The organism is Kitasatospora sp. NPDC057940 (assembly GCF_042887425.1).
Lineage (GTDB): Bacteria > Actinomycetota > Actinomycetes > Streptomycetales > Streptomycetaceae > Kitasatospora.
This window is the reverse complement of the sequence record NZ_JBHVPH010000019.1, coordinates 136,282-154,213: the sequence shown is the minus strand read 5'-3', so window position 1 is coordinate 154,213 and position 17,932 is coordinate 136,282. Positions and strand designations below refer to the sequence as shown.

General features: G+C 73.4%; 14 protein-coding genes. 12 read left to right on the top strand and 2 right to left on the bottom strand.

The features are described from left to right. Positions 1-8: 8 nt before the first annotated feature. The 6 genes from ACFVTF_RS26140 to ACFVTF_RS26115 all read left to right on the top strand — a co-directional run bounded on the left by ACFVTF_RS26140 (position 9) and on the right by ACFVTF_RS26115 (position 7,201). Positions 9-740: an NDP-sugar synthase gene (locus ACFVTF_RS26140; protein WP_387816897.1), complete on the top strand. Its 732-nt coding sequence runs from the start codon at positions 9-11 to the stop codon at positions 738-740. 8 nt (positions 741-748) lie between these two features. Then, complete coding sequence (locus ACFVTF_RS26135) at positions 749-1,939, top strand: glycosyltransferase family 4 protein (RefSeq protein WP_387816896.1); 1,191 nt, start codon at positions 749-751, stop codon at positions 1,937-1,939. Between the two features lie 10 nt (positions 1,940-1,949). After that, a complete protein-coding gene (locus tag ACFVTF_RS26130) occupies positions 1,950-3,302 on the top strand; it encodes a phosphomannomutase/phosphoglucomutase (protein ID WP_387816895.1) in 1,353 nt (450 codons plus the stop codon). 174 nt (positions 3,303-3,476) lie between these two features. Further along, positions 3,477-4,841, top strand: coding sequence for a sugar porter family MFS transporter (locus ACFVTF_RS26125; RefSeq protein WP_387816894.1), 1,365 nt, complete (start codon positions 3,477-3,479; stop codon positions 4,839-4,841). A gap of 123 nt (positions 4,842-4,964) precedes the next feature. Further along, entirely contained in the window at positions 4,965-6,185 is a 1,221-nt protein-coding gene (locus ACFVTF_RS26120) for a hypothetical protein (protein ID WP_387816893.1), read from the top strand. A gap of 377 nt (positions 6,186-6,562) precedes the next feature. Beyond that, on the top strand, positions 6,563-7,201 hold the full coding sequence (locus ACFVTF_RS26115; protein ID WP_387816892.1) for a hypothetical protein: 639 nt from the start codon (positions 6,563-6,565) through the stop codon (positions 7,199-7,201). A gap of 122 nt (positions 7,202-7,323) precedes the next feature. On the opposite strand, the gene ACFVTF_RS26110 is transcribed toward ACFVTF_RS26115, so the two are convergent. Then, positions 7,324-8,964, bottom strand: a complete 1,641-nt coding sequence (locus tag ACFVTF_RS26110; RefSeq protein WP_387816891.1) for a carbohydrate binding domain-containing protein — start codon at positions 8,962-8,964, stop codon at positions 7,324-7,326. A gap of 590 nt (positions 8,965-9,554) precedes the next feature. On the opposite strand from ACFVTF_RS26110, the gene ACFVTF_RS26105 reads away from it, so the two are divergent. The 6 genes from ACFVTF_RS26105 to ACFVTF_RS26080 all read left to right on the top strand — a co-directional run bounded on the left by ACFVTF_RS26105 (position 9,555) and on the right by ACFVTF_RS26080 (position 16,966). Next, the gene (locus tag ACFVTF_RS26105; RefSeq protein ID WP_387816890.1) at positions 9,555-11,465 is read left to right on the top strand and encodes an alpha/beta hydrolase family protein; all 1,911 of its coding nucleotides are present in this window, start codon (positions 9,555-9,557) and stop codon (positions 11,463-11,465) included. Continuing rightward, positions 11,462-11,623 carry a hypothetical protein gene (locus tag ACFVTF_RS26100; RefSeq protein WP_371515538.1) on the top strand — a complete coding sequence of 54 codons (162 nt, stop codon included), beginning with the start codon at positions 11,462-11,464 and terminating at the stop codon, positions 11,621-11,623. The genes ACFVTF_RS26105 and ACFVTF_RS26100 overlap by 4 nt, the downstream gene beginning before the upstream one ends. Positions 11,624-11,702: 79 nt before the next feature. Beyond that, the gene (locus tag ACFVTF_RS26095) at positions 11,703-13,682 is read left to right on the top strand and encodes a RiPP maturation radical SAM C-methyltransferase (protein ID WP_387816889.1); all 1,980 of its coding nucleotides are present in this window, start codon (positions 11,703-11,705) and stop codon (positions 13,680-13,682) included. After that, positions 13,663-14,382: a DUF5825 family protein gene (locus ACFVTF_RS26090; protein WP_387816888.1), complete on the top strand. Its 720-nt coding sequence runs from the start codon at positions 13,663-13,665 to the stop codon at positions 14,380-14,382. Before ACFVTF_RS26095 ends, ACFVTF_RS26090 begins: the two co-directional genes overlap by 20 nt. Before the next feature lie 30 nt (positions 14,383-14,412). Next, positions 14,413-15,612, top strand: coding sequence for a cytochrome P450 (locus ACFVTF_RS26085; protein ID WP_387816887.1), 1,200 nt, complete (start codon positions 14,413-14,415; stop codon positions 15,610-15,612). A 136-nt stretch (positions 15,613-15,748) separates the two neighbouring features. Next, positions 15,749-16,966, top strand: coding sequence for an MFS transporter (locus ACFVTF_RS26080; RefSeq protein WP_371515542.1), 1,218 nt, complete (start codon positions 15,749-15,751; stop codon positions 16,964-16,966). Between the two features lie 72 nt (positions 16,967-17,038). Here the strand turns inward: ACFVTF_RS26080 and ACFVTF_RS26075 are convergent, their stop codons facing one another. Further along, on the bottom strand, positions 17,039-17,830 hold the full coding sequence (locus ACFVTF_RS26075) for a putative protein N(5)-glutamine methyltransferase (RefSeq protein WP_371515543.1): 792 nt from the start codon (positions 17,828-17,830) through the stop codon (positions 17,039-17,041). Positions 17,831-17,932: the final 102 nt, after the last annotated feature.

Below are 17,932 nucleotides of genomic sequence, written 5' to 3'. Positions count from 1 at the left end.
TGGCGGGGATGATCCTGGCAGCCGGGCGCGGCAGCCGGATGGGAGCACTCACCGCCCGGACGCCCAAGCCGCTCCTGCCCCTGGCGGGCAAGCCGCTGCTGGGACACCTGCTGGACCGGTGTGCCGAGACCGACGTCACGGACGTCTACCTCAATCTGCACTACCAGGCCGAGCAGGTCCTTCACTTCCTCGACGGCACCACGGTGAAGGTGCCCGTCCACGCCCGGACCGAGCCCCGCCTCACCGGGCCCGCCGGGGCGCTGCGGCTGTTCCACGAGGAACTGGCCGCCTTCGACGCCGTGCTCGTCACGTCCTGCGACGTCCTCATGGGCGAGCCGCTCCAACGGCTCGTCGAGGCGCACACGCGCGGAGGCTACGCCCTGACGTTCGCCTGTACGAGGATCCGGCAGGCCCGCCGCTACGGCGTGCTGGACATCGACCCCGACGGCCGGATCCTCGGCTCCAGGGAGAAGCCCGACGTCCCCGACGACGAGACGCACTGGATCAGCGCCGGGGTCTACTGCCTGGACCCCCGCGTCATCGCGCACATCCCCGAAGGCGTCGTCTACGACTACGCCAGCGAACTCGCCCCCGCGCTGATGGCCGCCGGCGAACGCGTGGGGGCGCACCGGCTCACCGGCTACTGGCGGGACGTGGGCACCCCCGACTCGCTGCGCGAGGCCGGCGAGGACGCCGGCCGTGGGCTGATCCCCTGGCTCACCGAAAGGGTGGAGCGATGAAAGTCCTGATGCTGACCTCCAGTTACGAACCCCTGCACGGCGGGGCCGAGACCTATGCGCGGCTGCTGTGCGAAGGGCTGGTGGCCGAGGGCCACGAGGTCGTCATCGCGACCGACGGGTCGTGGCTGGACCACCTGCCCGGGGAGCGCGAGGAGGAGGCGGGGCGGGTCGTGCGGCTGCGCGACTTCGCGGACCACGTGGACGCGCGGGACAAGGTGCGATGGCGGCAGATGCAGTACTCCGTCCTCGACGAACTGGGGGCCGTGCTCCAGGGCGAGAGCTTCGACGTCGTCCACGCCAACAGCCATGAGGCGCTGATCCTCGCGAGCATCGTGGCGCTCGAAACGGACGCCGCACTGGTGTGCTCGCTGCACGAGCAGAGCCCCGACCTGGAGCGGTTCGGCCGTGGCCGGTGCCGCCTGTCGTACCAGACCCTCCCCGTCGACATGCACTTCGTCCCCAGCCGCTTCTTCGCCGAGCGCGCCGCCCGCTTCGGCGCCCCCGCCGACCGCATCAGGCTCGTCCACAACGGCGTTCCCGACGCGCCGCCGGACGACGTGGCCCGCAACCTGCGCGCCGCGCTGCGCGCCGAACTCGGCGTCGACCCCGACCAGCGGCTGGTCGTCCTCCCGGGCCGGATGTCCGCCCGCAAGGCGCAGCTCGACCTGGCCGCGGCGCTGCCCCTGGTCGCGGCGGAACTGCCCGAGGTGCGGGTGCTCCTGTCGGGGAGGGTCTCGGACTACGCGTACGAGAAGAGCGTGTGGGACCGGCTCGAACGCGGCGGTGTGGCGGAACTGGTCACGCTCCGCCAGGACTTCGGGGCCGAGACGATGCCCGCCGTCTACGCTGCGGCGGACCTGGTGGTCCAGCCCTCCCTGGCCGAGGGGCTTCCGTTCAGCGTGGTCGAGGCGATGCGCGCCGGCAAGCCCGTCGTCGGCACCCGTGTCATCGGCATCAGCGACGTCATCACCGACGGCGTCGACGGCCTGCTCGTACCGGCGGCCGACCCGTCCGCCCTGGCCGAGGGGATCCTGCGGGTGCTCACCGACGAGGCGTCGGCCGCCGAGCTGGCGGCCAACGCGTACACCACGGCGGAACGGAAGTTCAGCAGCCGCAGGATGGTCGCGGACACCCTGGACGGCTACCGGGCGGCCATGGCGCGTCGCCGGCAGTCGGCGTCCGCGGCCCCGACCTCGTGAAGGGGTGACCGTGTCCGACTACGCGCGACTGGTCAAGGCCTACGACATCCGCGGGGAAGTCCCCACCGAACTCGACGGCGAGGTCGCGGAACGCATCGGCGGCCTGTTCATCCGGTTCACCGACGCCCCGCAGGTGGTGGTGGCCAGGGACATGCGCCCTTCCTCGGCCATGCTGGTGCGGGCGTTCAGCGACGGCGCCCGCCGGGCCGGTGCCGACGTCATCGACGCCGGGCTCGGCTCCACCGACTACCTCTACTACGCCAGTGGATCGCTCGGACTTCCCGGCGCCATGATCACCGCCAGCCACAACCCCGCGAAGGACAACGGCATCAAGCTGTGCCTGAGCGGCGCGGCGCCCCTGGGGGAGAACACGGGCCTCGGCCGGATCCGCGACTGGCTCGTGGCGGGGGAACGCGCCGCACCCGCCGCGGACCCCGGCACCCGTACGGAAAGGCCACTCCTCAAGGAGTACGCGGCCCACCTGCGGCAACTCGTCGACCTCACCGGGATCCGGCGCCTCAAGGTCGTCGCCGACGCGGGCAACGGCATGGCCGGCCTGACCGCCCCGGAGGTCTTCGCGGGCCTGCCCGTCGACCTCGTCCCGCTCTACTTCGAACTCGACGGCACGTTCCCCCACCACGAGGCCAACCCCATCGACCCCAGGAACCTCGTCGACCTCCAGGCCGAGGTCCGCAGGCAGGGGGCCGACATCGGACTCGCCTTCGACGGTGACGCCGACCGCTGCTTCTTCGTCGACGAAGGCGGTCAGCCGGTCTCACCGTCCGCCGTCATCAGCCTGATCGCGGGCCGGGAGCTGGCACGGCACCCCGGCTCGGCCATCGTGTACAACCTGATCACCGCGGAGGCCACGGTGCGGAGCATCCGCCGCCACGGCGGACGCCCCTTCCGGTCCCGCGTGGGGCACTCCCACGTCAAGGCGCTCATGGCGGAGCACAACGCGGTGTTCGGCGGAGAGCACTCCGGGCACTACTTCTTCCGGGACTTCTGGCGTGCCGACAGCGGCATGCTCGCCGCGCTCCACGTGTTGGCCGCCCTCGGCGGACAGGACCGGCCGCTGTCCGCCGTGATCGCCGCGCACAGCCGCTTCGCGCTGTCCGGTGAACTCAACTGCGTCGTCGCCGACGTCGCGGCCACGATCCGGGAGGTGGAGGAGCGCTACCGGCACCGGGCCGGGGTGACCACGGACCGGCTCGACGGTCTGACGGTCGGCCTGCCGGGCGGAACCCGGTTCAACCTGCGCCCCTCGAACACCGAACCGGTCCTGCGGGTCAACGTGGAGGCGCACGACCAGGAGACCATGGAGCACCTCCGGGACGAGGTCCTCGCGTTGATCCGACCGTAGGACGTCAAGACGTCAAGACATTTCTGACGGTGCGTCGGGGCGCGCTCGGGTTGCGGCGGGTCGGCCGGTGACGCCGGTAGTCTGCCACCCCTGCCTACGGCACTTCGAAGAAGGGCATCCCATGGGCTTGGCCCCGTCCTGTGACCATGTCGACGGCGGCGCAGGGGTCTCGCCGTGACGGCGCCCGTCCCCCCGGGCGCCGCGCGGCTGTTGACCGTGGGCGTCGCCTCCGTCGGAGGACTGCTGTTCGGCTACGGAATCGGGGTGATCGCCGGCGTCCTGCGGCTGGTCGCCACCACCTTCGCCCTGTCGTCGTGGCAGCAGGGGGCGGTCGTGTCGGCCGCCCTCCTCGGCGCGGCGCTCACCGCCCTCACCAGCGGGCGGCTGGCGGACAGGTTCGGGCGCCGGCCGGTCATCGGCGCCGCCGCGGCCGTGTACGCCCTCGGAACGGCGGTCTCGGCGGCGGCCTCGGGCTCCACCACGCTCCTCGCCGGGCGGTTCCTCGTCGGACTCGCCCTGGGGGCCGTCTCGTTCGCGGTCCCGCTGTACATCTCCGAGATCTCTCCGCCCGCCCGACGCGGCGCGCTCGTCACACTGAACCAACTCATGATCACGATCGGGCTCCTGCTGTCCTACGTGGTGGCCTATCTCCTGGAACCCGCGGGGGCCTGGCGCTGGATGCTCGCCCTCGGGCTCCTGCCCGCGTGCGTGCTGCTGGCCGGCATGTGCCTGGTGCCCGAATCGCCGGACTGGCTGCACTCCAGGGGAGACACCGCCCGGGCGGCGAGCGCCGCGCGGCGCCTGTCCCCGCCCGACCCGGGCGGCGCGGCCGTCCGACCCGGTGGCCGCCCCGCGACGGCGACCGCCGCCCGGCCCACCGCCGGCCCCGCGACCGCGACCGTCGCACGGCCCACCGCCGCCCCCGCCGCGACCCTCCGGCAGGCCTGCGCGCTGGCCGGTCCCCGCTGGGTCGCGCTGGGACTGGCGATCGCCGTCCTGGTCCACCTGACCGGCCTGAACACCGCGATCTACTACGTGCCGACCATCCTGGGCGGAAGCGGCATGACCGCTGCCGGAGGCATCCGGGGAGCCGTCCTGGTCGGGCTGTGCAACGTGGCCGCCACCGTCGTCACCATCGCCCTGCTCGACCGGGTCGGCCGCCGGAAGACGATGATCGGAGGACTGCTGGTCATGGCGGTCGCGGCCATCGGCATCGCGGTGGCGCAGCCGCTCGGGCACACGGGGGCGCCGACCGCGGCACTGCTGTGCGTCTTCATCATGGCGGGAGCGGTGGGCCCCGCCGCCGTCTTCTGGGTCTACATCGCCGAGATCTACCCGGCGGGTGCCCGCGGAGTCCTGATGAGTCTGGCCACCGCGGCCCACTGGGGAACCGACTTCGTCGTGGCGACCACGTTCCTCCCCCTCGTGCAGGAGCTGTCGCTCGGCGGGGCGTTCGGTGTGTACGCGGCGATCAGCGCGGCGTCCGCCCTGGCCCTGGCCCGCTGGATGCCCGAGACCCGTGGTCGTCTGCTGCTGTGAACGGGACCGGGCGCGAGGCTCCTGTGCTCGCGCCCGGGCTGGGCTTCGCCCGCCGCCACCTGACGATGCGCCAGAATTGCCGTCAGCCGAGCAATCAGCCGCGCGTCCCCGAAGGTAGGCATCATGACCCGCTACAGCGTCGACCCGAACCGGCACGAGCTCATCGCCACCTGGGGAACCGGCGAAGGCGACCTCGCCACCCGGATCACCGCCCTCCCGGCCGACGCGGCCGGCGCCACGCTCCTGCGCCTGGCCGGCGCGCTGACCCGCCTGTCGGAGGCGGCCTGGCGCACCTACACCCACCCCGCCAGCGCCGCCGGCTCCCTCGAACCCGACACCGAAGGCTGGCGCCGCGAACAGGAACGCGACACCTTCAGCGAGGTCGCCGAGGCCGTGGCCGCGCCGAACCTGCCCCACGGCGGCCTGCTCACCGTCTCCTACAGCCCCCTGCTGGAATCCGCCCACCAGGCCGGCCGCGCCCTGCACGCCCTCGACGAACCCGAGTTGACGAAGGCCGTGCTCGCCGAGACCGTCACCGAACTCACCGCCGTCGAGAGCGCCGAACTCGGCAACCTCACCGGCCGCGCCCAGCAGGCCGTCCTGCTCAGCCGCGAGGACGCCTCCCCCGTCCAGGTCGCCGCCGCCGACCACCTGCTGGAGCAGAACCCCTTCGGCTCCCTCGCCCTCTTCTCCGACGTCGACCCGACCGCCGCCGCCGTCGCGGCCGCGCACTGGCTCGCCGCCGCGGCCGAGGTCGCCGCCGACGCCTCCGGCCACGACGCCACCGCCGTCCTGCTCGAAGCCGACAGCATCGAGGACCTCCCGCACCAGACCCCGACCCTCGTCCTCGAACTCCTCGACGCCGGCCACACCCCCCACGACGCCGTCACCGGCCTCGTCCGCCACGCCCTCCACATCGCCGACGGCCTCCTCCCCGACCCCGCCGGCCTGCGCGAACAACTCGAAGACCTCGACGGGGCCCTCGACGACTACAGCGACGACTACGCCGACGACGAGGAGACCGACCCGGAGGACACCGGCCTGCGCCTCACCCCCCTCGACCCCAGGCGCCCCGCCCGCGACCTCCTCGAGGACCTCCTCGCCGGCATCCACGGCTGCTGGGTCCTCCACACCGAGTACGACGACCTCGACGAGGAGCACCTCGGCACCGACGACGCAGACTCGGCCGACGCCGGCCCGGACGCCGTGGACCCGGACGGCGCTGACCCGGACGACGCGCACCTGAACGACGAACGGGCCGAACAGCACCGGCACCAAAGCCGCGAGAACTTCGCCCGCCTCGTCCGCGAAACCGCCGCCCGCCACCGCGACCGGCTCCTCTGACCGCACCTCACCGCCCCCACCCCCCAGCAGCAGCGGGGGGCAACCCGACCGGGCTACACCTGGGCGGACCGGCTCGTTCCGAACGCCTACGGCCTGGCGGTCCCCCTCCTCGGCACCGGGGCGACGCGCTGCGGTTGCGCAGGCCCTCGCGCCGGCCTCTCCCGGGCGGCTCCCGCCCGTGTCGGCAGGCGCCGGCCCGGCGGGTCGCCCGGCCGCCACCGCCCGCCGAAAGTGCTCCGTGCGTCCGGACGGCCCAGCACCGCTCGTGGTCCGGCCGTGCAGAACAAAGCATGGAGAGCACGAACCGGGCGACCGCGGGCTTGCACGTGCGCACCGACGGCCGAGCGGATGACGGGATGACCGGAGGGTTGTGCGTGATGCGTACGCTGTACACCAGCCAGGGCGGCGGCCCCCGGCTGCCGCGCAGAGTGGCCGCCCTGGCCGCGGCGGCAGGAATGGCCGTCCTCCTCGTGGCGTCGTGCTCATCCGGGAGCTCGTCCGGGCCCGCGACGCCGACGAACGCGGCGGGGGCGACGCTGTCGGAGGCACCCAACCCGTCGAGCTTCTCCGGGGAGCCGCCCTCCGCCTTCGCCTCCGCGCTGGAGTCGGCCTCCGCCTCGGTAGCCGCGCGCTCGGCCTCGGCGGCGGCCGCCGCCTCGGCGTTCGAGGCATCGGCGGACGCGCAGGCCGCGCAGAACCGGGCGAAGGCGACCGAGGTGCTCAAGACCGTGGAGGGCCCCGGCAACGCCACCTCCGACGTCACCCTGACCGGCGTGCCGCGATCCACCACCGGCGGCCTCCACGCCGCCGTCGTGACCATCGTCAACAGCACCCGCGAGGCCGCGTCCTACGCGGTCCAGGTGGACTTCACCGACGAGTCGGGCCGCGCCGTCGACTCGGCGATCGTCGGCGCCGAGAACCTGGCCCCGGGCGGGAAGGCCAGTCCGATCGCCTTCAGCCGCCAGCCGGCCGACCTGGCCCTGGTCCCGGTCGTGGTGAAGGCCCAGCGCTACTGAGCCCGGCGCTACCGGGCGCACCCCGACCGGGCAATGCCCGACGTCCCGCCGGCCTCCCGTGCAACGGAGCACGGGAGGCCGCCGGGACGTCAGCAGGACGTCGGCAGGACGTCAGCGGGTGATCAACGCCGCTGGAGGGACTTCACGTTGTCGCCGAAGCTCCAACCCTTCGAGCCGTCCCAGTTGAGCGACCAGGTCATGAGCCCCTTCAGCGCACCGCCGAACGCGTTCCACGACTGGCCGACCAGGCCCGGGTCCATGTAGCCGCCGCCCGCACCGGGCTGGGCCGGCAGGCCGGGGACCTGCTTGTCGTAGGGCACCTTGATCGTGGTGCCCTGGATGGTCAGGCCGTTGTTCAGGCAGGTGGTCTGCGCGGTGAAGCCCTGCACGGTGCCGGCCTGGTACGAGTCGCCGGAGCAGCCGTACATGCTGCCGTTGTAGTACTGCATGTTCAGCCACCACAGTTGCCCGTTGTCGGCGTACTTCTTGATGATCGGCAGGTAGGCGCCCCAGATCGAGCCGTAGGTGACGCTCCCGCCGGTCACGTACGCGGTTTCGGGGGCCATCGTCAGGCCGAAGCCCGCGGGCATCTGCGCCAGCACGCCGTCGATGATGCGCATCAGGTTGGCCTGGGAGGCGGACAGCGTGCCGATGCTGCCGCTTCCGGACAGGCCGGTCTCGATGTCGATGTCGATCCCGTCGAAGTTGTACTTCTTGAGGATCGGGACGACGGTCGCCACGAACCGGTCGGCGACGGTGCTGGAGCTCAGGTCGATGCCGGCGGCGGCACCGCCGATCGACATCAGGATCGTCGCCCCGGCCGCCTTGGCCTGGCACATCTCGGCGGGGGTCGAGACCTTGACGTTGGTGTCCATGCCGTCCTGCCACTGGACGGTGCCGTCCGAGAGGATCACCGGGAAGGCGGCGTTGATGACGTTGTAGCCGTGTGCGGCGATCCGGCTGTCCGTGATGGGGACCCAGCCCATGCCGGGGTGGACGCCGTTCGAGGCGCCGTCCCAGTTCTCCCAGTACCCCTGGAGGACCTTGCCCGACGGCTTGGGCTTCGTGGGGCACGTGTCACCCGGCGCCGGGGTGGTCGGCGGCGGGGTGGTGGGCGGAGGAGTCGTGGGCGGAGGCGTGGTCGGAGGCGGAGTGGTCGGCGGCGGGGTCGTCGGAGGCGGCGTGGTCGGCGGCGGAGTCGTGGGCGGCGGGGTGGTCGGCGTGGTGCCGCCGGGGCCGGTGAGCGACACGTCGTCCGCGTAGTACGCGGGCTGCCCGTACCAGCCGTGCAGGTAGACGGTCACCGAGGTGGTGTTCGGCCCCGTGGTGAAGCCGACGCTGAGCTGGCTGTACGACGCGCTGCTCGGCGTCCAGGTGGACGGGTCGCTGCCGGCGCCGGTGCCGGTGGCGCCCAGGTAGACGTAGCTGCCCTGGACGTAGGCGCTCAGCGTGTACTGGGAGTTGGGCTGCACGCTGACGGTCTGGCTGCACTGGGCGCTGTCCGGGCCGGTCGGCGTGGCCTTGAGCGCGGCGGCGCCGGAGTGGACCGGACTGCTGACGACCTCGCCGGAGCCGCCGGAGCAGGTCCAGCCGGAGAGTCCGCTCTCGAAGCCTGGGTTGGCCACCAGGTTGGGGGTGGCGGCCCCGGCCGTGACGGAGCCGGCCACGGCGACGCCGGCACCGATGACGGCGACGGCGCTCACCCCGGCGAGGGAGCGCCGCAGGACGCTCGGCCCGTGCTGGACACGGCTGGTCCGGTTCACCTGCGCTGCGCGTTCCACACCGGCCCGCGGCTGCGGGCCGGCGGCCCGGAGCGGCTCGCTCCGGGCCCGGTCGCCTTCGAGGCGGCCGGGATCCGGACAGGGACGGACCTCGCCCGACAGACGTGGATGACGCGACCTTCGACGGAACATGCTGCGTTCCCTTCCCGCCGGGCGTCATGGACATGACCGACGCGTGGGGGCGCGACGTCCGGCCGTGGGTGAGGTGGGGACATGTGGGGCTGTGCCGGACCGGATCGTAAAAGGGGCGGCGCAGCCCGTCAATAGGTCTGGACCAATTGCGGGGTGCGGCCCAGACCAATTGCGGGGTGCGGCCCGGACGGTCCGTCGGCTCACTACGAGGCGGCCACCGGGCCGGGTTGGCGTCAGCGCCGGCCCGCATTCACCTCAGCTGCATTTCGGCCAACTGTGCGAAAGGTCTGTTCGCAACCACGGCACCCACCTAGAGTGGCGGCGATCCTCCACAAGTGGCCCTTTCTTCACGCCAGTTCACTGGATCTTCACATCAGTGCACCGGCCTCGGGACGTTCAGCGCAGTCTGTTCCCACCATCGAGCCGAGAGGGCCGGGTCCGTGACGCAGGCGTTCCAGTCCCCCGGCTTCGCAGCGCTGGCGGCCGACCGCGCGGTCGAGACGCGGCTCGTCGACGAGCGCTGGCAGGCGGTCGCCTGGGACCTGGGGACGGGCCGGCGCCGGGTGGTCACCGATCGGCCGGGGGGCGTCCACCTGAGCGAGATCGAGCCGGACGGCGACGCCATCTGGTGGTTCGACGCCGACAACGCCGGGGAGGGCCGGTGGTGGCGCGAGCCGTTCACCGGCGGCGAGGGCGGCGAGGCGCTGCGCGACGTGCCGCGCGGGCGGGCGTACGGCGTCGCCTTCGACCGGACGGGCGCGCTCGCCGCGGTGGTCGTCGGTGTCGACGGCGCCTCGCACTGCTACGTCGGACCGCCCGCGGGCGCGGCCCGGCTGATCGGTTCGGCGCCGGGGTACCTGAGCCTGGCCGACCTCTCGCCGGACGGTCGGCTCCTCGCCCTCGGCGGGCGGCCCGACGGGGACGACTCGGTGGTCCTGTGGCCGACGGGTGCCCGGGCGGGCGCGCGGGCGGACGATCCAGCGGACGGTCCACTGCGGATCGCCGGGAACCACCGACTGCGGCTCTGGCCGATCGAGTTCAACCCGCTCGCGGTGCTCGAACCGGAGCTGCTGCTGGTGGTCGAGGAGGACGAGCGGTACACCGTCGCGACCTGGCGGGCCGGCACCGGACTGCGCAGGTACCCGGGGCTGTCGTTCGACTCGCAGATATCGGCCGGCTGGTACCAGGGGCCGCGCGAGGTGCTGATCCAGCACGAGCGGGCCGGGCGGAGCCGGCTGCTCCTCGCCGACCTCGACCCGCCGGAGGGGCAGCGGGCGACTCGGCAACGGGTGACGCCGCAGGGGGCCGCACGGCAAGGACCGGCCGAACAGGCCCCGCCCGTCCGGGAGATCAGCACGCCCGGCGGCACGATCCACGACCTGTCCTGCGCTCCGGACGGCACCTTGCACTGCGTCTGGAGCCGGGAGTCGACACCGCCCCGCCCGCTGGTGCTGCGCCCCGGCACGGAGGCCGCGCACCACCCCGGACAGGGCCTCGATCCGGACCGGGGCGACACCTCCCGCACCCGGCGCTGGACGCCCCGGCCGTACGGGCGGATCCACAGCTTCGTCAGCACCCCGGTCGGCGAGGGCCCGTGGCCGACCCTCTTCCTGGTCCACGGCGGCCCCGCCACCCACGACCGCGACTCCTACGACCCGCGGGTGAACGCCCTGGTCGGCCGTGGCTACGCGGTGGTGCGCACCAACTACCGCGGCTCCACCGGCTACGGCGCCCGCTGGCAGCACGAGTACGGCCACCGGGTCGGGCTGGCGCAGATCGAGGACCTGGCCGCCGTCCGCGCGGAGCTGGTCGCCGACGGCACGGCGCTCGCGGAGCGCACCGGCCTGTGCGGATTCTCGTGGGGCGGCTACCTGGCCCTGCTGGCGATGGGCGCGCAGCCGGAGTTGTGGTCACTCGGCATGGCCGCCCAGCCGATCGCGGACTACCCCGCCGCCTACCGCACCACCACCCCCGCACTGCGCGAGCTCGATCGCCAGCTCTTCGGCGGGACCCCGGACGAGGTCCCCGAGCGCTACCGCGCGGCCGACCCGCGGTCGTACGTGCACCAGGTCCGCTCGCCCGTCCTGCTGGTCGCCTCACGGACCGACGAGCGGTGCCCGCCCGACCAGGTCGCCCGGTACGCGGCGGACCTGCGCCGGCTGGCGGTGCCGCACGAACTGCTCTGGGTGGACGGCGGCCACTACAGCCGCCGGACCGCCGACCACCGATCGGTGCTGGCCTCGATGGTCCGGTTCGCCGAGCACGCCTGGCCGGCACCGCTCCCCCTGCCACCCCGGGGCGACCGCCCCGGGGTACCCGCCGAACTGGTGGAAGGAGGTGAACAGCCATGAAGCGACGCAGCATTCAGAACGACCCGATCAGCACCCCGGAGCGTGACCGGGGCGCCGTGGTGGTCCAGGCCTTCGCGCTCGACCTCACCAAGGCCGCGGTGGTCGCGCCTGCCCTCAAGGGGCAGCCGAAGCCGAAGGCGGAGACCAAGGGCAAGTGATTCACCGTCGCCCGGGGGCGCCTGGGGGGCCCCGGAGCGACACCTCATCGACCGCCGGCGAACAACAGAAGTGGCCACCATGCGTATCGTCCTGCTGCACATGCCCTGGGGCGCGATCGACGTGCCGTCGCTGGCGCTCGGGATCATGCACACCGCCGCCGCACGCGCCGACCACCAGGTCGAAGTGCGGTACGCCAACCTGGACTTCGTGGACTGGGCCGCCGAGACCGCGGGTTTCGGCGTGGACGACTACCAGTACTTCTCCGAGAAGTCCTACTTCCAGGGCGCGGGCGACTGGGCGTTCGCCGGCGCGCTGTACGGTGACGACGGCCCGGCCCCCGCCCGCATCGACGCCGGCATCGAGGGCGGCGGCGACGACAGCGACGGCGACGACAGCGACAGCAGCGACATCGACGACTGCGACGGCGAGTTCGCGGCCTACTTCGATTACCTGGTCACCAGCGGTGCGAGCGAGCAGGAGATCGCACTGACCCGGTCCACCCGCGCGATCGCCCCCGCGTTCATCGCCCGACTGGTCGACGAACTCGCCGCCGACCCACCGGACCTGGTCGGCTTCACCACCACCTTCCAGCAGAACACGGCGAGCCTCGCCGCCGCGAAGCTGCTCAAGCAGCGCTGCCCGCAGGTGCGCACGGTGTTCGGCGGCGCGAACTGCGACGGCCCGCAGGGCGCCGCGCTGCACCGCAACTTCCCCTTCCTGGACTACGTGGTGCGCGGCGAGGGCGAGGCCGCCTTCCCGGCACTCCTGGAAGGCGGCGACCTCTCCGCCGTCCCCGGGCTGTGCTGGCGGGACGACTCCGGGAAGTCGACGGCCAACGAGATGACGAGGCGCCCGCTGCCGCCCGCGGCGATCCTGGCGCCCCGCTACGACGGCTTCTACGAGCGGCTCGACGCCTCCGTCGCGGCCGGCTGGGTCGATCCCAAGCTGGTCGTCGAAGGCTCCCGGGGCTGCTGGTGGGGCGAGAAGCACCACTGCACCTTCTGCGGGCTCAACGGCTCCTCGATGGAGTTCCGCTCCAAGCCGCCGACCGACTTCCTCGCCGAGGTGCTCACGCTCGCCGAGCGCCACCAGCTGTTGGACGTCTACGTCGTCGACAACATCCTGGACATGGGCTACTTCGACACCGTCCTCAAGTCGCTCGCCGAGCTCCCGGTGGATCTGCGGCTGCACTTCGAGATCAAGGCCAACCTGCGCCGCCACCAGTTCCAGCTGCTCGGCGACTCGGGCGCGGCCCAGGTGCAGCCCGGCATCGAGAGCCTGAGCACCCGGGTCCTGCGGATCATGGACAAGGGGGTGACGGGCTGCCAGAACGTCCGCGCGCTGCGGGACGCGCAGAGCGCCGGAGTGTCGGTGAGCTGGAACTACCTCTACGGCTTCCCGGGCGAGCAGCCGGCCGACTACGAGTCGGTGATCCGCCAACTGCCCGTGCTGCACCACCTGGACCCGCCGACCGGAGCGGGCCGGATCGCGATCGAGCGGTTCAGCCCGTACTTCGACCGCCCCGAGCTGGGCTTCGCGATCACCCGGCCGGCCTTCCAGTACGGCGCGACCTACCGTCTGCCGCAGAGCGAACTGGCCGAACTGGCCTACGTGTTCAGCGCGCCGCCGCGCGGGATCGGCGGCGACCTCGCGGAGCGGCTGAGCACGGCGGTGGACACCTGGATCGCGCGGTTCCCCGACAGCCGGCTCAGCTACCGGGACGCGGGCGGGCGGATCGTGCTCGTCAACACCCGCCCCGGGTACGACTGGCGGGTGGTCGAGCTGACCGATCCGGTGGAGCTCGCCGCCTTCCGGCTGCTGAACCAGCCCCGCTCGACCGCCGCGCTGGCCGCCAAGGTGCCCGGCGGCGCGGCGGCGGTCGAGCCGGTGCTGGAGCGCTTCACCGCGCTGGGTCTGCTGTTCCACGACGGGGACGGTTTCCTCCAGGTCGCCGTCGAGTCCGACAACCAGGTGCTGATGCGGATGCAGCACCGGCACGGTCCCGCCGCCGCCCGCCCCCGCGCCGAGGAGGTGCTCGATGCCGTCACGATCGGCTGAACGGACCGATGCCGGAAGGGCCGTTGCGGGGAGGACCGATGAGGGAAGAACCGATGCCGCCTCCTGGCGCGCGGCCGGCCCGGAGGTCGAGCTCTGGCTCGACTACGACCCCGCCGCCCGGGAGTTGCCGGGCTTCGCGCTCGGCCACCGCACCCTGTCCGGCCCGGCGGAGGCGGAGGTCACCGAACTGCACCGCGCCGGGGTCCGCTGCCTGCGGCTCACCGAGCCGGTGCGGCTCTGCGCGGACGCGCCGGCGGCCTCCGCGCGGGCGCTGATGCTGCTGCGCGAGGCGACCGGGCAGGGGCTGGCCGTGCTCTGGCAGGCCGACTGCACGGACGGCTGCGCGACGCAGCGCCGCTTCCACCACCTCTACCCGCCCGAGCAGTTGACCGGCGGCCCCCAGGACGTCGTCGCCGACTGGCGCGCCACGTACTACCCGAGCAAGTGCGTCTTCCGGCGCGGCCCCGGCTTCGTCGAGGTGCGCGACCGCCGGTTCGGGACGCTGGAGCTGTTCACCATCGACGAGCCGGGCCACCTGGCACAGGTCGAGGCGCTGGCCGAGGGCGTCGAGGTCGGCCGGCTGCCGGACGCCGTCCACCGGGACTTCGCCGCGGCCGGCCTGATCGCCGAACAGGCCGGCCGCGCCTGGTTCCTGCCCATGCGGGTGCGCCGTTGGCCCTTCCCGTCGCTGACCGTCTAGTTGCCGGAGTTCGAGCCCGAGGAGTGATCCATGACCACCGCGGTCGACGACGCCGCCGCGCGGATGTCCGCCTTCATCCGCGACCCCTACCCCACGCTCGCCCGGATCCGCGAGGCCGGCGCGGTCTCCGTCGTGGAGTTCGGCGAGGGCCTGCCGGTCTACCTGGTGACGCGCTACCAGGACGTCCGGGCCGCGCTGATGGACCCGTGCTTCGGGCAGGACGTCCGCCGCAGCCAGGCCATCGCGAGCGGGCGTGGCTCCGGCCTGACGCTCGGTTCGGAGGTGGTCCACATGCTCAACAGCGACCCGCCGGACCACACCCGGCTGCGCCGGCTGATCCAGGGCGTCTTCACCCGCCGGCGGGTCGACCTGATGCGACCGCTGGTCGAGCGCATCGCCGGCGGCCTGTTGGACGGGCTGCGCGGGCGGGAGACCGCCGACCTGGTCACGGACTTCGCCTTCCCGCTGCCGATCATGATCATCTGTGAGCTGCTGGGCTTCCCCCCGGAGGACATGCAGGCCTTCCGCACCTGGTCGACGGCGATCCTCACCCAGGGCGGCGACATGACCTTCGACCAGGCCACCGCCGAACTGAACGACTACCTGCGCGAGTTGATGACGGCCCGGCGGGCGTCGCCGAGCACGGACATCCTGACCGACCTGGTGCAGGCCTGTGACGCCGGTGAACTCACCGAGCGGGAGGTGTTCTCGATGGTCTTCCTGCTGCTGATCGGCGGCCACGAGACCACCGTCAACCTGCTCGGCACCGCCACCCTGGCGCTGCTCCACCACCCCGACCAGCTCGCCTGGCTGCGCGCCAACCCGGCGGCGATGCCGGTCGCGATCGACGAGTTCCTCCGCTACGAGTCTCCGGTGAGCATGGCCACCCTGCGGTTCACCAACGCCGACGTGATGGTCGACGACGTGGAGATCCCGGCGGACGAGCTGGTGCTGCTCTCGCTCGGCGCGGCCAACCGGGACCCGGCCCGCTTCACCGATCCCGACCGGCTGATCCTGGACCGGGGCGATCCGGGTCACCTGGCCTTCGGGCAGGGCCTGCACCGGTGCCTCGGCTCCTTCCTCGGCAAGCTGGAGAGCGAGGTCGCGCTGACCGGCCTGCTGGAGCGCTTCGCGCGGATCGAGCTGGCCGCCGAGGAGGAGACCCTGCCCTGGCGCAACACGATCATGCTGCGCGGCCTGGAGTCGCTGCCGGTCTCGCTCGATGGCTAGCGGCACGGGAGCGAGCGACACGGGGACGGACAACGCGGGGACGGACAACGCGGGGACGGGCAGGGCGGGGACGGGCGGCACGGAAACAGACAGCACCGGGACGGGCGGCGCGCGAGCAGGCGGCGCGGCGGGGCTGTTGCGGTTCCGCCCCCGGATCAGCGTCGCGCCCCTGCGCGCGCGGGGCTTCCGGCTGCTGGTGATCGGGCAGGGCACCTCGGAGTTCGGCAACGCGTTCCAGGTGGTCGCCCTGCCGCTGTTGGTCTACTCCCTCGCCGGAGGCGCCCGCCAGCTGAGCCTGGTGGTCGCCGCCTACGGCGCGGGACGGCTGGCCGCCACCCCGCTCGGCGGGATGCTCGCCGACCGGTTCGGCGCCCGCCGGGTGATGCTGGCCGCCGACCTCGGCCGGCTGCTCGCCACCGCCGGACTGTGCGCGATCGCCGCCGGAGGGGCGGCGAACTTCTGGCTGATCGGCGGGCTCGCACTGCTGGTCGGCATCGGGGCGGGGGTGTTCCTGCCGGCCGCCTGGGCGATCACTCCGACCCTGCTGCCCGCCGAGGACCTGCACGCGGGCAACGCACTGAACAGTACGGTCACCTTCGGCGCCGGTCTGCTCGGTCCGGCGCTGGCCGGCCCGCTGGTCGTCTGGCTCAGTCCGGCCGCCGCACTGGGCCTGGACGCGGCCACCTTCGCCGTGTCGGCGGCCACGCTGCTGCTGATCGGTCGCGGCAGCCCCGTCGCACCCGCCGGCCCGATCTCCGAACGTGCCTCCGTGCCGAAGAACTTCCGAGGCCTGCTGCGGGAGTCGCCGTTGCTGCGCGCGGTGCTGACGGTGACGGTGATCGCGAACCTGACGGTGGGCGGCGCCACCCGCGTCGCCCTGCCGACCCTGGCCACCCACGGCTTCGGCGCCGGTGCCGTCGGGCTGGGCCTGCTGCTGGCCGCGTTCACCGGCGGTGCGCTGGTCGGCGGCCTGTTCGCGGCCGGCCTCACCGAGGTGCGCTCGCGGGGCCGCACGGCGATGCTCTCCGGTCTGGTGATGGGTGCGGCGATCGGCCTGGTGCCGTTCACCGGCCTGGTCGGGGCCGTGCTGCTGCTCTGCCTGGCCGGTGGCGCCAGCACGGTGACCAACGTCCTGATCGTCACCGGCGTGCAGAAGAGCACCCCGCCCGCCCTGCTGGCCCGGGTCATGGCGGCCGTCACCTTCTGCGCGCTGGGGGTCTTCCCGATCTCGGTGATCGCGGCCGGCGCGGCGGTGGACGCCTTCGGGAGCCGGGGGGTGTTCGCGACGACCGGGCTCTGTCTGACGGGCGCGTTCGGGTACGCGCTGACCAGGCGTGAGATCCGCGAGCTGTGAGCGCCCGGCCGACCGCCGGGCCCACCCCCGCCGTTGGAAGGCGGGAGGCGGGCCCGGGCGGCAGGCCCGTCGTCAGCGCAGGGTCGCGGTGACGACCGTCGCGTCCAGGTCCTCGCACCAGGCGTCGGCGGCGTCGAGGCCGGCCGCGCGGGCGACGGCCAGGGCCGTCGGGGTCTGCCGTTCGCTGGTCTCGAACAGCAGCGACCCGCCCGGGGCCAGCCAGTGCGGCGCCTCGGCGACCACCCGGCGCAGCACGTCCAGGCCGTCGGCGCCGCCGTCCAGCGCCGGCCGGGCCTCGTGCAGCCGGGCCTCCGTCGGCAGCAGCGCGATGTCGGCGCTGGGGACGTACGGGACGTTGGCGAGCAGGACGTCGATCCGGCCGCGCAGGGCGGCGGGCAGCGCGACGAACAGGTCGCCCTCGAAGACCGGGGCCCCGGGCCCGGTGAGGTTGCGGCGGGCGCAGCGGACGGCGACCGGGTCGACGTCGGCCGCGTAGAGCTCGACCGGGTGCGCGGCGGCGGCCGCCACGGCGGCGCCGAGGGCGCCGCTGCCGCAGCAGAGGTCGACCACCACGGCGCCCGGGCCGGTGAGCTCGGTGGCCGTGGCGGCCAGGAACTCGCTGCGGCGGCGCGGCACGAACACGCCCGGGTCGACGGCGATCCGCAGCCCGGCGAACTCGGCCCAGCCGACGACGTGCTCCAGCGGCCGGCCCTCGGCCCGGGCCCGGACCATCACGGCCAGGTCGGCCGGTGTGGCGGCGGCGGAGAGCAGGACCCGCGCCTCGTCCTCGGCGAACACGCAACCGGCGGCACGCAGCCGGGCGACGACCGAGGAACGGAGAGCTGCGGAGGCAAAAACCGACAAGATGACCCCTTGGGGGAATCGGGAGGAGGACGAACGACTCCGTCAGGGCTCCCGCAAGGGCCGGCACCGCGCCGACGCGTCCGCGCTACGCGCGCGACGCGC

Coding starts and splice junctions, on each gene's coding strand:
- ACFVTF_RS26095 (WP_387816889.1), top strand. CDS start 11,703: ATGCGTATCGTCCTGCTGCACATGCCCTGGGGCGCGATCGACGTGCCG.
- ACFVTF_RS26140 (WP_387816897.1), top strand. CDS start 9: ATGATCCTGGCAGCCGGGCGCGGCAGCCGGATGGGAGCACTCACCGCC.
- ACFVTF_RS26135 (WP_387816896.1), top strand. CDS start 749: ATGCTGACCTCCAGTTACGAACCCCTGCACGGCGGGGCCGAGACCTAT.
- ACFVTF_RS26085 (WP_387816887.1), top strand. CDS start 14,413: ATGACCACCGCGGTCGACGACGCCGCCGCGCGGATGTCCGCCTTCATC.
- ACFVTF_RS26120 (WP_387816893.1), top strand. CDS start 4,965: ATGACCCGCTACAGCGTCGACCCGAACCGGCACGAGCTCATCGCCACC.
- ACFVTF_RS26090 (WP_387816888.1), top strand. CDS start 13,663: ATGCCGTCACGATCGGCTGAACGGACCGATGCCGGAAGGGCCGTTGCG.
- ACFVTF_RS26115 (WP_387816892.1), top strand. CDS start 6,563: ATGCGTACGCTGTACACCAGCCAGGGCGGCGGCCCCCGGCTGCCGCGC.
- ACFVTF_RS26100 (WP_371515538.1), top strand. CDS start 11,462: ATGAAGCGACGCAGCATTCAGAACGACCCGATCAGCACCCCGGAGCGT.